Annotated in this window: 13 protein-coding genes; 10 read left to right on the forward strand and 3 right to left on the reverse strand. The window is 63.4% G+C overall.

The genetic code is table 11. From position 1 onward, the window contains the following. Positions 1 to 126 precede the first annotated feature (126 nt). Both ACQKPS_RS20505 and ACQKPS_RS20510 read left to right on the forward strand, forming a co-directional pair. Entirely contained in the window at positions 127 to 1146 is a 1020-nt protein-coding gene (locus ACQKPS_RS20505; RefSeq protein ID WP_254485063.1) for an alpha/beta hydrolase, read from the forward strand. 55 nt (positions 1147 to 1201) lie between these two features. Next, positions 1202 to 1924, forward strand: a complete 723-nt coding sequence (locus tag ACQKPS_RS20510; RefSeq protein WP_254485062.1) for a pirin family protein — start codon at positions 1202 to 1204, stop codon at positions 1922 to 1924. Positions 1925 to 2037: 113 nt separating this feature from the next. Here the strand turns inward: ACQKPS_RS20510 and ACQKPS_RS20515 are convergent, their stop codons facing one another. Next, positions 2038 to 2331 (reverse strand): DUF1330 domain-containing protein, encoded by a 294-nt coding sequence (locus tag ACQKPS_RS20515; protein ID WP_060479148.1) that lies wholly within the window; start codon positions 2329 to 2331, stop codon positions 2038 to 2040. A 79-nt stretch (positions 2332 to 2410) separates the two neighbouring features. Between ACQKPS_RS20515 and ribBA the strand changes: the two genes are divergently transcribed. The 5 genes from ribBA (at position 2411) to ACQKPS_RS20540 (ending at position 7660) form a co-directional block, all read left to right on the forward strand. After that, a complete protein-coding gene (gene ribBA / locus ACQKPS_RS20520) occupies positions 2411 to 3532 on the forward strand; it encodes a bifunctional 3,4-dihydroxy-2-butanone-4-phosphate synthase/GTP cyclohydrolase II (protein WP_427605502.1) in 1122 nt (373 codons plus the stop codon). 222 nt (positions 3533 to 3754) lie between these two features. Beyond that, the gene (locus tag ACQKPS_RS20525; protein ID WP_254485060.1) at positions 3755 to 4780 is read left to right on the forward strand and encodes an ABC transporter substrate-binding protein; all 1026 of its coding nucleotides are present in this window, start codon (positions 3755 to 3757) and stop codon (positions 4778 to 4780) included. After that, on the forward strand, positions 4777 to 5676 hold the full coding sequence (locus tag ACQKPS_RS20530) for an ABC transporter permease (protein ID WP_427605503.1): 900 nt from the start codon (positions 4777 to 4779) through the stop codon (positions 5674 to 5676). Before ACQKPS_RS20525 ends, ACQKPS_RS20530 begins: the two co-directional genes overlap by 4 nt. Before the next feature lie 6 nt (positions 5677 to 5682). After that, positions 5683 to 6492 (forward strand): ABC transporter permease, encoded by an 810-nt coding sequence (locus tag ACQKPS_RS20535; protein ID WP_427605504.1) that lies wholly within the window; start codon positions 5683 to 5685, stop codon positions 6490 to 6492. A gap of 19 nt (positions 6493 to 6511) precedes the next feature. Beyond that, positions 6512 to 7660, forward strand: coding sequence for an ABC transporter ATP-binding protein (locus tag ACQKPS_RS20540; protein ID WP_427605505.1), 1149 nt, complete (start codon positions 6512 to 6514; stop codon positions 7658 to 7660). A gap of 63 nt (positions 7661 to 7723) precedes the next feature. Here the strand turns inward: ACQKPS_RS20540 and ACQKPS_RS20545 are convergent, their stop codons facing one another. Further along, positions 7724 to 8635, reverse strand: a complete 912-nt coding sequence (locus ACQKPS_RS20545) for a LysR substrate-binding domain-containing protein (RefSeq protein WP_427605506.1) — start codon at positions 8633 to 8635, stop codon at positions 7724 to 7726. Positions 8636 to 8731: 96 nt separating this feature from the next. On the opposite strand from ACQKPS_RS20545, the gene ACQKPS_RS20550 reads away from it, so the two are divergent. From ACQKPS_RS20550 to ACQKPS_RS20560, 3 genes are all read left to right on the forward strand, one after another. Further along, positions 8732 to 9832, forward strand: coding sequence for a tartrate dehydrogenase (locus ACQKPS_RS20550; RefSeq protein ID WP_427605507.1), 1101 nt, complete (start codon positions 8732 to 8734; stop codon positions 9830 to 9832). 67 nt (positions 9833 to 9899) lie between these two features. Beyond that, complete coding sequence (locus ACQKPS_RS20555; RefSeq protein WP_427605508.1) at positions 9900 to 11207, forward strand: substrate-binding domain-containing protein; 1308 nt, start codon at positions 9900 to 9902, stop codon at positions 11205 to 11207. Between the two features lie 159 nt (positions 11208 to 11366). Continuing rightward, on the forward strand, positions 11367 to 12428 hold the full coding sequence (locus ACQKPS_RS20560; protein WP_427605509.1) for a TerC family protein: 1062 nt from the start codon (positions 11367 to 11369) through the stop codon (positions 12426 to 12428). Between the two features lie 17 nt (positions 12429 to 12445). On the opposite strand, the gene ACQKPS_RS20565 is transcribed toward ACQKPS_RS20560, so the two are convergent. Continuing rightward, on the reverse strand, positions 12446 to 13612 hold the full coding sequence (locus tag ACQKPS_RS20565; protein ID WP_427605510.1) for an OmpA family protein: 1167 nt from the start codon (positions 13610 to 13612) through the stop codon (positions 12446 to 12448). Between the last annotated feature and the right edge of the window lie 4 nt (positions 13613 to 13616).

Below are 13616 nucleotides of genomic sequence, written 5' to 3' on the forward strand. Positions count from 1 at the left end.
TAAAACGCTTTATAGCGGCTTTTTCCCGCCAATGCACCTGCCTAATCTACGCACAGGTCGCAGCGATGGCCCTGAAGGCCAGGCAAGACGCCCATTACCAACACTTGAACAGAAAAGGATTCGCTCATGAACATTGTCCACAAAACCCTCACCGCCTCCCTCCTCGCCCTGTCCGTGTCCAGCGCTTTCGCTGCAGGCAGCCCAGGCGTCGAGCAGCACACCCAGGCCTTCCTCGAAGCGCTGGAGCAAGGCGGCGGCAAGCCGCTCGAACAGCTCAGCCCAAAAGACGCCCGCGCCGTACTGACCGGCGCCCAGGCGTCGGTGAAGGTCGACCTGTCCGGTATCGAGGTCAAGGAACGCACCATTCAGGCCAACGGCCAATCGATCAAGCTGCAGGTGGTGCGCCCGGCCAATGTCAAAGGTGAGCTGCCAGTGTTCATGTTCTTCCACGGCGGCGGCTGGGTGCTCGGCGACTTCCCGACCCACCAGCGGCTGATCCGCGACCTGGTGGTCGGCTCCGGCGCGGTGGCGGTCTATGTGGACTACACCCCTTCGCCTGAGTCGCACTACCCGACAGCGATCAACCAGGCCTACGCCGCGACCCGGTGGGTGGCCGAGCATGGCAAGGAAATCGGGGTCGACGGCAAGCGCCTGGCCGTGGCCGGTAACAGCGTCGGCGGCAACATGGCGGCGGTGGTCGCGCTCAAGGCCAAAGAGGCCGGCACCCCGGCGCTGCGCTTCCAGCTGCTGCTGTGGCCAGTGACCGATGCCAGCTTCGAGACTGCGTCATACAAGCAGTTCGCCGAGGGGCACTTCCTCACCACCGGGATGATGAAGTGGTTCTGGGACAACTACACCACCGATGCCAAGGCACGGGCAGAGATCTACGCCTCGCCGCTGCGGGCTAGCAGTGAACAGTTGAAAGGCTTGCCACCAGCGCTGGTGCAGACGGCCGAGTTCGATGTGCTGCGCGATGAGGGTGAGGCGTATGCCCGTAAGTTGAATGCGGCGGGTGTGACCGTGACCTCGGTGCGGTACAACGGGATGATTCATGACTATGGACTGCTCAACCCGCTGAGCCAGGTGCCGGCGGTGAAGGCAGCGATGCGTCAGGCCGCAAACGAACTGAACGTGCATTTGCAGTAACGCCAGCCAACCCTGTGGCAGGGCCCGCGTACCCTGCCCTTACTGGAGATTCGTCATGCTTACCGTCCGTAACGCAGAAGACCGCGGCCTGGCCTTCCATGGCTGGCTGAAATCCTTCCACACCTTCTCTTTCGGCCATTACCGCAACCCTGAGGAGCAGGGTTTCTCTGACCTGCTGGTGATCAACGACGACCGTGTCATCCCGGGCAAGGGCTTTGGCGAACACCCGCACCGCGACATGGAGATTTTCTCCTATGTGCTCGAAGGCGCGCTGGAGCACAGGGATACCCTGGGCACCGGCTCGGTGATCCGCCCGGGTGATGTGCAATTGATGAGCGCCGGCCATGGCGTGGCGCACAGCGAGTTCAACCACAGCCAGACGCAGCCGGTGCACTTCCTGCAGATCTGGATCGTGCCCAATGTGAAAGGGGCGACGCCGCGGTATCAGCAGCAGCACTTCAGTGCCGAGGAGAAACGCGGCACGTTGCGCCTGATCATCTCGCCAGACGGTGCCGAGGGGTCGTTGCAGGTTCGGCAGAACGCACGGGTGTATGCCGGGCTCTTCGATGGCGCAGAACGCGCGACGCTGACCTTGCCGGAAAACCGCCATGCTTATGTGCATGTGGCTCGCGGCAGTATCGAGGTCAATGGCCAAGTGCTCACTGAAGGGGATGGCGTGCGGGTCAGGCAGGAACAGGTGCTGGAGCTGGGCAACGGGGTGGATGCCGAGGTACTGGTGTTCGACCTGCGGCCGCATGAATTACCAGGGATGCCGTAAACAGGGCCGGCCCTTTCGCGGGTAAACCCGCTCCCACAGGTTTAGCGCCGCTCTAAAGGGCTGCGCGGTACCTGTAGGAGCGGGTTTACCCTCGAAAAGGCATCAGCAAAGACTCAAGGCTCGAAGCCTTCAACGATGATTACCTCAGCCTTCGCCACCCCCTGGCGATGGCTGCACGCCTCCTGGTACAGCGCCGACCGGTAGCACGCCACTGCCTGCTCATACGAATCGAACTCGATCACCACGCTACGCTGAGGAGTGGGCCGCCCCTCCATCGCCTCGCTGCGCCCGCCGCGGGCCAGGAAGCGGCCACCGTATGCCTTGAAGGCTGCGGGGGCGCGCTGGGTGTATTGCTGATACTGCTCGGGGTCGGTGACGTCGACGTGGGCGATCCAGTAGGCCTTCATCCGCGGGTTCTCCTGTAGCAATGATATTTGTGTATGATGGTATACCATAAAAATCACCCCACCACAGTGAGCGTGCAACATGGCTTTCAACACCATCGAGGAACTTCTCGAGGATTACCGGCAAGGCAAGATGGTCCTGCTGGTGGACGACGAGGACCGGGAAAACGAAGGCGACCTGTTGATCGCCGCCGAGCGCTGTGACGCCCAGGCCATCAACTTCATGGCCCGCCAAGCGCGTGGCCTGATCTGCCTGACCCTGACCGACGATCACTGCCAACGCCTGGGCCTGGAGCAGATGGTACCGGCCAACGGCAGCGCGTTCAGCACGGCCTTCACCGTGTCGATCGAAGCGGCCACCGGCGTTACCACCGGCATCTCCGCCGCCGACCGGGCGCGCACCGTGGCCGCTGCCATGGCACCCGATGCCCGCCCCGAAGACCTGGTGCAGCCAGGCCACATCTTCCCCCTGCGCGCCCGCGAAGGCGGCGTGCTGACCCGTGCCGGGCACACCGAAGCCGGTTGCGACCTGGCCCGCCTGGCCGGTTTCACCCCGGCGTCGGTGATCGTCGAAGTGCTCAACGATGACGGCACCATGGCCCGCCGCCCGGACCTGGAAGTATTCGCCGCGCTGCATGGCATCAAGATCGGCACCATCGCCGACCTGATCCACTACCGCCTGAGCACCGAACAGACCATCAAACGCATCGGCGAACGCGAACTGCCGACCGTGCACGGCACGTTCCGCCTGGTGACCTACGAGGACCGCATCGAAGGCGGTGTGCACATGGCCATGGTCATGGGCAATATCCGCCGTGAGCAACCGACCCTGGTGCGGGTGCACGTGATCGACCCGCTGCGCGACCTGGTTGGTGCCGAGTACGCCGGCCCTGCCAACTGGACGCTGTGGGCAGCATTGCAGAAGGTCGCCGAGGAAGGCGCCGGTGTGGTGGTGATCCTCGCCAACCACGAGTCCTCCCAGGCCTTGCTCGAACGGGTCCCGCAGCTCACTCAGCCGGTACGGCCGTATCAGCGAGGGCAGTCCAAGGTTTACTCGGAAGTCGGTACCGGGGCGCAGATTCTGCAGGACCTGGGCGTGGGCAAGCTGCGCCATCTGGGCCCGCCGCTGAAGTATGCGGGCCTGGCCGGGTATGAGCTGGAAGTGGTGCAGAGCATTCCGTTCGAGCCGGGGATGGTTGGCTGACGCGGGCCGCTCCTACAAGGCCGGAGTGATGGCCGGTCGCCTCATACCCCTTGCCAAAAGTTTGGAATACCATAATATGATATCCCGTAGACCTTGAATCTGCAGGCCGGCACCTACAATCACAAACGGCCACAAGACACTTTGTTTTAGCTGCTCCCCGAATACTGTTGGCGGGCGCACCAGAAGCCCGCCTCGAATAACAAAAGCAACGAGGGCGTAACCATGCTGTTGAGCAAACGTGTAACCGCAGTGCTGTCCGCCAGCCTGCTGACCCTGGCCTGTCAGGCCGCCCAGGCCGCTGACAGCCTGAACTTCGTCAGTTGGGGCGGTACCACCCAGGACGCCCAGAAAGAAGCATGGGCCATCCCCTTCACCAAGAACACCGACATCAAAGTCGTTCAGGACGGCCCGACCGACTACGGCAAGCTCAAGGCCATGGTAGAGAGCGGCAACGTGCAATGGGACGTGGTCGATGTCGAAGCCGACTTCGCCCTGCGTGCCGCCAGCGAAGGCCTGCTCGAACCCCTCGACTTCACCCAGATCAAACGCGACAAGATCGACCCGCGCTTCGCGTCCGACCATGGCGTCGGCTCGTTCTTCTTCTCCTTCGTGCTGGGCTACAACGAAGGCAAGCTCGGTGCCAACAAACCGGTCGACTGGACCGCGCTGTTCGACACCAAGACCTACCCAGGCAAACGCGCACTGTACAAATGGCCGAGCCCCGGCGTCCTGGAACTGGCCCTGCTGGCCGACGGCGTAGCGCCCAAGGACCTCTACCCGCTGGACCTGGACCGCGCCTTCAAGAAGCTCGACACCATCAAGAAAGACATCGTCTGGTGGGGTGGTGGTGCCCAGTCGCAACAGCTGCTGGCGTCCGGTGAAGCGTCGCTCGGTCAGTTCTGGAACGGCCGCGTCTATGCGCTGCAGCAAGACGGCGCACCGGTGGGTGTGAGCTGGAAGCAGAACCTGGTCATGGCCGACTTCCTGGTCATCCCGAAAGGCTCGAAGAACAAGGACGCGGCCATGAAGTTCCTGGCCAATGCCAGCAGCGCCGAAGGCCAGGCCGCATTCGCCAACAAGACCGCCTACGCCCCGGTGAACGTCGACAGCGTGGCCCAGCTCGACAAAGACCTCGCGCCTAACCTGCCCACCGCCTATGCCCAGGATCAGGTCACCCTGGACTTCGCCTACTGGGCGAAAAACGGCCAGGCCATCGCCGCCCGCTGGAATGAGTGGTTGGTCAAATGAAAGTCGCCATCAACGCCCTGCATGACGCGCACGGTGCCCCGGGAAAGGCCCCGCGCCGCGTAAGCCTTGGCCAGCGCTGGAAAGGCAGCCGCAACCTGCTGCCGGCCTTGCTGTTCCTTGGCCTGTTCTTCTTCGCCCCGCTGGTCGGCCTGTTGCTGCGCGGAGTGCTGGAGCCAACGCCGGGGCTGGGCAACTACGAGCAGCTGTTCGCCAACTCGGCCTATGCACGGGTGCTGTTCAACACCTTCTCGGTGGCCGGCGTGGTGACCCTGATCAGCGTGCTGCTGGGCTTTCCGTTGGCCTGGGCGATCACCCTGGTGCCCAAAGGCTGGGGCCGCTGGCTGCTGAACATCGTGCTGCTGTCGATGTGGACCAGCCTGCTGGCACGCACCTACTCGTGGCTGGTGCTGTTGCAGAGTTCGGGTGTGATCAACAAGGCGTTGATGGCCATGGGCATCATCGATACCCCGCTGGAGATGGTGCACAACCTCACTGGCGTGGTGATCGGCATGAGCTACATCATGATCCCGTTCATCGTGCTGCCACTGCAGGCGACCATGCACGCCATCGACCCGATGGTGCTGCAGGCAGGCTCGATCTGCGGCGCAAGCCCCTGGACCAACTTCCGGAAGGTGTTTCTGCCGCTGTGCCGCTCGGGGCTGTTCTCCGGGGCGCTGATGGTGTTCGTGATGTCGCTCGGTTACTACGTCACCCCGGCCCTGCTCGGCGGTGCGCAGAACATGATGCTGCCCGAATTCATCATCCAGCAGGTGCAGTCGTTCCTCAACTGGGGCCTGGCCAGCGCCGCCGCCGCACTGCTGGTGGTGATCACCCTGGTGCTCTTCTACCTGTACCTGAAGCTGCAGCCGGAATCCCCGGTCGGCAACGCGAGGTAAACCGCCATGCTCCTGTCTCCCAATGCCATGGGCCGCCCGCTGCGTACGGGCCTGTACCTGACCACCGGGGTCATCGCGGCGTTCCTGCTGCTGCCGGTGGTGTTCATCGTGTTGCTGTCGTTCGGCTCGTCCCAGTGGCTGGTGTTCCCGCCACCGGGCTGGACCTTCAAGTGGTACGGCCAGTTCTTCTCCAACCCGGAGTGGATGGATGCCGCCCTGGCCAGCCTCAAGGTCGCCGTGCTGACCACCATCGCCGCGGTGCTGCTGGGCCTGCCCACCGCCTTCGCCCTGGTGCGTGGCCGCTTCCCTGGCCGCGAAATGCTCTACGGGCTGTTCACCATGCCGATGATCGTGCCGCTGGTGATCATCGCCGTGGCGGTGTACGCGCTGTTCCTCAAGCTGGGCTACACCGGCACGCTGTTCGCCTTCGTGGTCAGCCATGTGATCGTCGCCCTGCCCTTCACCATCATCTCGATCATCAACTCGCTGAAGCTGTTCGACCAGTCGATCGAGGATGCCGCGGTGATCTGCGGCGCCTCGCGCCTGCAGGCGATATTCAAGGTGACGTTCCCGGCGATTCGCCCCGGCATGATCGCCGGTGGCCTGTTCGCCTTCCTGGTGTCGTGGGACGAGGTGGTGTTGAGCGTGATGATGGCCAGCCCCGACCTGCTGACCCTGCCGGTAAAGATGTGGACCACCCTGCGCCAGGACCTGAGCCCGGTGATCGCCGTGGCCTCGACCCTGCTGATCGGCCTGTCGCTGCTTGTCATGTTCATTGCCGCCGCCTTGCGCCGGCGCACCGAAGTCAACGCCTGAGCGTGCGGAGAAAACAACAATGAGTGCAGTCATCAAAGACAACGCCCACGGCAAGACCCTGGTCAGCCTGCGTGGCCTGAACAAGCACTACGGCGACTTCACCGCCGTGGACAACCTCGACCTGGAGATCCAGGACGGCGAGTTCCTGACCTTCCTCGGCTCCAGTGGCTCCGGCAAGTCCACCACGCTGTCGATGCTGGCCGGCTTCGAAACCCCGAGCAGCGGCGAGATCCTGGTCGACGGCCAGTCGCTGGTCAATGTGCCGCCGCACAAGCGCGACATCGGCATGGTGTTCCAGCGCTACTCGCTGTTCCCGCACCTGAACGTGCGTGACAACATCGCGTTCCCGCTGGCCATCCGCAAACTCGGCGCCAGCGAGACCACCAAGCGCGTCGACGCCATGCTCAAACTGGTGCAGCTGGAGCCGTTCGCCCACCGCAAGCCGTCGCAGATGTCCGGCGGCCAACAACAGCGCGTGGCGATTGCCCGGGCGCTGGTGTACGAGCCCCGCATCCTGCTGATGGACGAACCGCTCGGGGCGCTGGACAAGAAACTGCGTGAAGACCTGCAGGACGAACTGCGCCAGCTGCACCGCCGGCTGGGCATCACCATCGTCTACGTGACCCACGACCAGGAAGAGGCGATGCGCCTGTCCCAGCGCATCGCCATCTTCAGCCATGGCAAGATCGTTGGCCTCGGCACGGGTTACGACCTCTATCAGAATCCGCCGAATGCCTTTGTCGCGTCGTTCCTGGGCAACTCCAACTTCCTGCGCATCAAGGCCAGCAGCAACGGTGCGGGCAGTTTCGAAGGCCAACCGGTGGCGATTCGCCTGACCCCAGGCCTTGGCGCACAGCAGGATGCCCTGATCATGGTGCGGCCGGAGAAAGCCCTGGCCCTGACTGCCGAACAGGCCGCGCGCGAGCCACTGCCTGCGGGCTGGAACGAGGTCAGTGCCAAGGTCGGTGAGGTGCTGTTTCTGGGTGAAAGCCAGACCTGCCATGTGGTAACCGCAGGCGGTACCGAGCTGACGGTCAAGGCGCTGTCGGCTTCCGGCATGCCGATGCAGCCGGGGGATACCGTGAAGGTGCGCTGGGCGGTGGCGGATGCCTGTATCTATACCGAGTGGGCCGAGAGCGACCTGAGCAAGTCGGCCGGGGCGCATTGATCCCGGCTGGTTAGTGGCTGTGCCGGCCTCTTCGCGGCTTTACCCGCGAAGAGGCCGGCACTGTCAACCCGGAATCTGAAACCTGTCGGCAAAGTATTCCCGGAAAAACTCCACCGCCACCCGTACTTTGGCCGACCCGGCCAGCGGCGCGGTATACACCGCCCAGATATCGGCACTCTGCCGATATCCTTCCAGCACCTGCACCAGCCGGCCATCGGCCAGGCTGTCGTGCACATCCCACCACGACCGCAGCACGACCCCGCGCCCGTCCAGGCACCACTGGTGTACCACTTCGCCATGGTTGCTCGACAACGCGCCGGTAACCCGCACACTCTCCTCGCCACCAGGCCCCTCCAGGTGCCAGACCCCGAAAGGATGGTCGCGCTCCTTGATCACCAGGCAGTCATGGCTGGCCAGATCGGCCAGGTTCTTCGGCGTGCCGCGCCGGGCCAGATAGTCTGGCGCCGCACACAGCACCCGCCAGTTGCGCGCCAGGCGCTTGGCAATCAGGTTCGGAGCTATCTGGTCACCCACGCGGATATCCAGGTCGACGCCCTCGGCCACCAGGTCCACCAGGCGGTCATGCACGTCCAGGCGAATGTCCAAACGCGGGTAACGCGCCGCCAGTTCCGACAACGCCGGCGCCACCATCCGCCGGCCCAGGCCCAGGCTGCTGGCGATGCGCAACTGCCCGGCCGGCTCTCGCTGGCGGGCGTCCAGGTCATCACCCATGCGCTGTAGCGCCTCGAAAATCTGCTGCGCCCATTGATAGACCCGCACGCCCTCCTCGCTCACCGTCACCCGCCGGGTGGTGCGGTGCAGCAGGCGCACACCGAGGTCCGCTTCGAGCAGGCGGATGCGCTTGCTGACGAACGCCGCCGACATGCCGCGGGCTTCGGCCACCGCCGCAAAGCTCGCACGGCGGGCCACCTGCAAGAAGATATCGAGGTCGTCGAGGTTCGGCAAATTATTCACGATACGTACACCAAGAATGCATGATCAGGCTAATTATTCATGAATCGAACCCTTATAGCATGACCCACCTCCGTTCCCCAGACACAAGGTGTGGCCATGACCCAATCCAAGACGTTCAAGATCGCCGCCATTCCCGGTGACGGCATCGGCAAGGAAGTGCTCCCGGAAGGCGTCCGCGTGCTCGAAGCCGCGGCCCGCAAGCATGGCCTGGCGCTGCAGTTCGAGTTCTTCGAATGGGCCAGCTGCGACTACTACCTGGCCCATGACAAGATGATGCCGGACAACTGGTTCGACCAGCTCAAGGGCTTCGACGCCCTGTACTTCGGTGCCGTCGGCTGGCCCGACAAGGTGCCTGACCACATTTCCCTGTGGGGCTCGCTGCTCAAGTTCCGCCGCGACTTCGACCAGTACGTGAACATCCGCCCGGTACGCCTGTTCCCTGGCGTGCCCTGCCCCCTGGCCGGCAAGCAGCCTGGCGACATCGACTTCGTGGTGGTGCGGGAAAACACCGAAGGCGAGTACTCGTCGCTGGGTGGGCGCATGTTCGAAGGCACCGCCAACGAATTCGTCCTGCAAGAATCGGTGTTCACCCGCCGTGGCGTCGACCGCATCCTCGAATACGCCTTCGAGCTCGCACACAATCGCCCACGCCAGCATGTGACCTCGGCCACCAAGTCCAACGGCATGGCGGTGAGCATGCCCTACTGGGACGAGCGCACCGCCGCCGTGGCCGCCCACTACCCGGAAATCACCTGGGACAAGCAGCACATCGATATCCTCTGCGCACGCTTTGTGCTGCAACCGGAGCGCTTCGACGTGGTGGTGGCCTCCAACCTGTTCGGCGACATCCTCTCCGACCTCGGGCCGGCCTGCACCGGCACCATCGGCATCGCGCCGTCGGCCAACCTCAACCCCGAGCGCAAGTTCCCATCGTTGTTCGAACCGGTGCACGGCTCGGCGCCGGACATCTTCGGCAAGAACATCGCCAACCCGATCGGCATGATCTGGTCGGGCGCGTTGATGCTCGAGTTCCTTGGCAAGGAAACTGCGGACGCCCGTTATCAAGCTGCACACGATGAAATCCTGCAGGCCATCGAGGCGGTCATCGCCAGCGGTGCAACCACCCCTGACATGGGCGGCAGCCGTTCGACCCAAGCGGTCGGCAAGGCCATCGTCGAGGCGTTGAACACCGCCTGACCGTCACATTTCGGTCACGCTACCGTCGTAATCTGCCGGGCAACGCTATGCCACAAGGTCGCCCGGCATGCTCCGCCTGCTGCTCCTGCTGCTTTCCCTGCTCCCGCTGACGGCCCTGGCCGAAGCGGGCCACCTGCGCGTGCAGGGTTCCAATACCATTGGCGCGGCGCTGTTGCCTGCGCTGGTACAGGGGCAACTTTGGGCGCAACAGGCGACGCAGATACAGCAGTCGCCGGGCCCGGTGCCAAACGAGACGGTCATCACCGCGCGTGATGCCCAGGGGCAGGCGCTGCGTATCGACATTGCCGCGCATGGTTCCAGCACCGGCTTTGCCGCATTGGGCCAGGGCAACGCCGACCTGGCCGCAGCCTCGCGTCCCATCAGCGACGCCGAGGTGCGCCAGCTCAAGGCGCTGGGCGATCTGCGCTCGGCCAGCGCCGAGCAGATCATCGGCCTGGATGGCGTGGCTGTCATCGTCCACCCCGACAACCCTCTGCCGCAGCTGACTACCCGGCAACTGGCGCAAATCTTCTCCGGGCAGATCCAGCGCTGGGAGCAACTGGGCGTGGCCGGCGGCGCCATCCACCTGTATGCGCGGGATGACCGCTCCGGGACCTATGAGACCTTCAAGGCGCTGGTACTGGAGCCGCACCAGGGCGAACTGGCCCGCCAGGCGCAGCGGTTCGAGTCCAGCGAAGAACTGGCCGAGCGGGTCGGTGCTGACCGCCAGGCCATCGGCTTCAGTAGCCTGGCAGCCGTGCACGGGGCCAAGGTGCTGGCGGTGGCCGAGGGCGATGCACCGGCCCTGTTGCCCGAGCGCCAGTTGGTGGCCAGTGAAGACTACCCATTGTCACGACGCCTGTACTTTTACCTGCCAGCCAATGCCAAAGCCCAGGCCCGAGCGCTGGCAGACTTCGCCCAGAGCCCGGCCGGCCAGGCCATCGTCGCCGAGCAGGGCTTCGTCTCGCAGCAGGTCATCGCCCAGCCGGTCGCCACGCAGGCCGGCATGCCGCCGCGCTACCGCAGCCTGGCCCAGCAAGCGCAGCGCTTGAGCGTCAACTTCCGCTTCCAGGAAGGCAGCGCCAGCCTCGACAACAAGGCCCTGCGCGATGTGCAGCGGGTCACCGAATACCTGCGCCAGGCCGGCAAGCTGCAAAGCAAGGCGGTGCTGGTAGGTTTTGGCGACCCCAAGGAAACACCTGGCCGTGCCGCCTTGCTGTCGCGCCTGCGCGCCCAGGCCGTGCGGCGCGAACTGGCACGGAGTGGCGTCGAGGTGCTGGAGGTGACCGGCATGGGCGATGAATTACCCGTCGCCGGCAATGACCTGGAACAAGGCCGCCTGCGTAACCGGCGGGTAGAAGTCTGGGTCTACTGAGGAGCAAAGAAATGTAACAGCTCGCCATTCGGCATCACCGGGAAACGGGTCTAGGCTCTAACCCATGTGATACCGGGCCCCTCTGACGGCTGCCAAGCCGTGATGTCGGATCACTGTTGCGATCTTCAACTGGCAACGTCGACATTCAAGGAGGGGCTCATGGCAGCTCTGCAGACATTCCTCACCACCCCGTTTCTGGGTACCAGCACCTGGTTGTGGCTGGTGTTCATGGCCATCGTCATCGCTTTGCTGGTGCTCGACCTGGGCGTGCTGCACCGCCAGGACCGCGAGATCGAAATGCGCGAGAGCCTGTTGCTTTATGCGGGCTATTTCAGCGTCGGTGTGCTGTTCGGCCTGTGGGTCTGGCATGAGCTGGGCGCCCAGTCGGCGCTGGAGTTCTACACCGGTTTCCTGGTCGAACAGTCGCTGTCGATGGACAACGTGTTCGTCATGGCGATGATCTTCGGCTTTTTCGCCATCCCCCGCCGCTATCAGCACCGGGTGCTGTTCTGGGGCATCCTCGGGGTGGTCTTCCTGCGGGCAATCATGATCGGCGTGGGTGCGGCGCTGGTGCAGAACTTTGCCTGGGTGCTCTATCTCTTCGGCGCCTTCCTGCTGTTCACCGGTGTGAAAATGGCCCTGTCGAAGGAGGACAGCCACCCGGACCTGGCCAACAATCCGATCCTGAAATTCGTTCGGCGGCACATGCGCGTGACCGACCAGATCCACGGCTCGCAATTCTTCGTGCGCCTGACTCCGCCCGGCGAAAGCCAGGCCCTGCGTTATGCCACGCCGCTGTTCCTGGCCTTGGTGCTGATCGAGTTGGCCGACCTGGTGTTCGCTGTCGACAGCGTGCCGGCGATCTTTGCCATCACCCAGGACCCCTTCATCGTCTACACCTCCAACATCTTTGCCATCCTCGGCCTGCGTTCGCTGTACTTCGCCCTGTCGGCACTGATGCACCGGTTCGTCTACCTCAAGTATGCGTTGGCGCTGGTGCTGATCTTCATTGGCTGCAAGATCTTCTACCACGGCATGGTCGGCAAGGTGCCAGCGTTGCTGTCGTTGGGGGTGACGTTCGGGTTGTTGCTGGGTGGGGTGGTGGTTTCGTTAGTGAAGACGCGGGGGGAGAAGACGGTGGATGGCACGGAGTTGGAACAGCTAACGGACGGGAAAGGCAAGGTTGGGAAGAAAGAGGAAGACCCGCAGATGCGGGTCTGATCCAGTCTCGGGGAGTGTCACACTGACTTGTCACCCCGAAGCGAACGCGCTACGGCCTCCAGCTCGCCACATGCATCTCGCTGAGGTACCAAGCGAATGTCCACCCGACGATTCTCTGCGCGTCCATTCAAGGTGTCGTTGCTGCTGACAGGTTGACTGGCCGCGACACCTTGGACAGCAAAGCAACTGTCCGGGATATCGCCCATACGCTGCATCCAGTCGCGAACAGCAGAAGCGCGGGCGCGAGAAAGATCGAGATTCCTGGCTGCATCCCCCCGCGCATCGGCATGCCCGGAAATAACGATCAACCAGCCAGGCTGGGCCTTGATACCCACCAGTGCATTGACCAACAGCTTGGTTGAGCCAGGTTTGAGTTCGGCACTGCCAGGATCGAACAGGTTCAAGCTGTCGAGTTGGATTGGATCGGGCGTAGCGGGTTCTTTGGCTTGCCTGGCTGCCCACTCTTGCCAGCCTAACCAACCCATGAATGCAATCGTGACCATCAATGTCAGCAACCACGGCAATACGACACGCTTCTGCACCGCAGGCTGGACAACAAATGTATAAGTCGAAGGCGCAGAAACGACAGCAGCCATGTGAGGCGTAATGGAAGGCTCAGCAACCGTCCCCCAGGTTTGCAGAGGAAGCGGCATTGGCGCCGCTCGGCTTCCCGACACGCGTTGCAGAAGGCTGACTATCTGATTGCGGAAGACCTGCAGCGACACCAATGGCGCATGACCAAGGCGTTCCAAGCGGTGCTCCAGCCGGTTCAGCTCGACAACCAGATTACTCAGCACTGCCGAGTTCGACGTGCCCCACTCCACCCTGCGAACCAATGGATGCAACTGAGTAAACAGCCATGCCATGAGATCGATACGAGCTGACGCCTGCACTGGCCACAAGCGCGACCACTCATCGCTCAGTGTCGTGAGCAGCGACACGCCTTCAGTCAAGCCTGCCAACCCCGTGCGGTAGCTACGCGCAAGCACAAAAGACACCGCGGTGTGCAGTTCTACCCCGTTCAGCTCGAAAAGCCGCAAGCACAGCCCCTCCACTTTTGCCCAGTCCACGTCTGGGCAGGCAGGGTGATTGAGCTTTGCCAACTCACCGTGCAGCATTTTGAACTCATCGAAGTTGCCCGGATCCCCACCCAGGCGTACACGCATTTCAAAAAGCGCCGTCATCTGG

Source organism: Pseudomonas sp. NPDC086566 (assembly GCF_050280885.1).
GTDB classification, from domain to species: Bacteria; Pseudomonadota; Gammaproteobacteria; order Pseudomonadales; family Pseudomonadaceae; genus Aquipseudomonas; species Aquipseudomonas vlassakiae.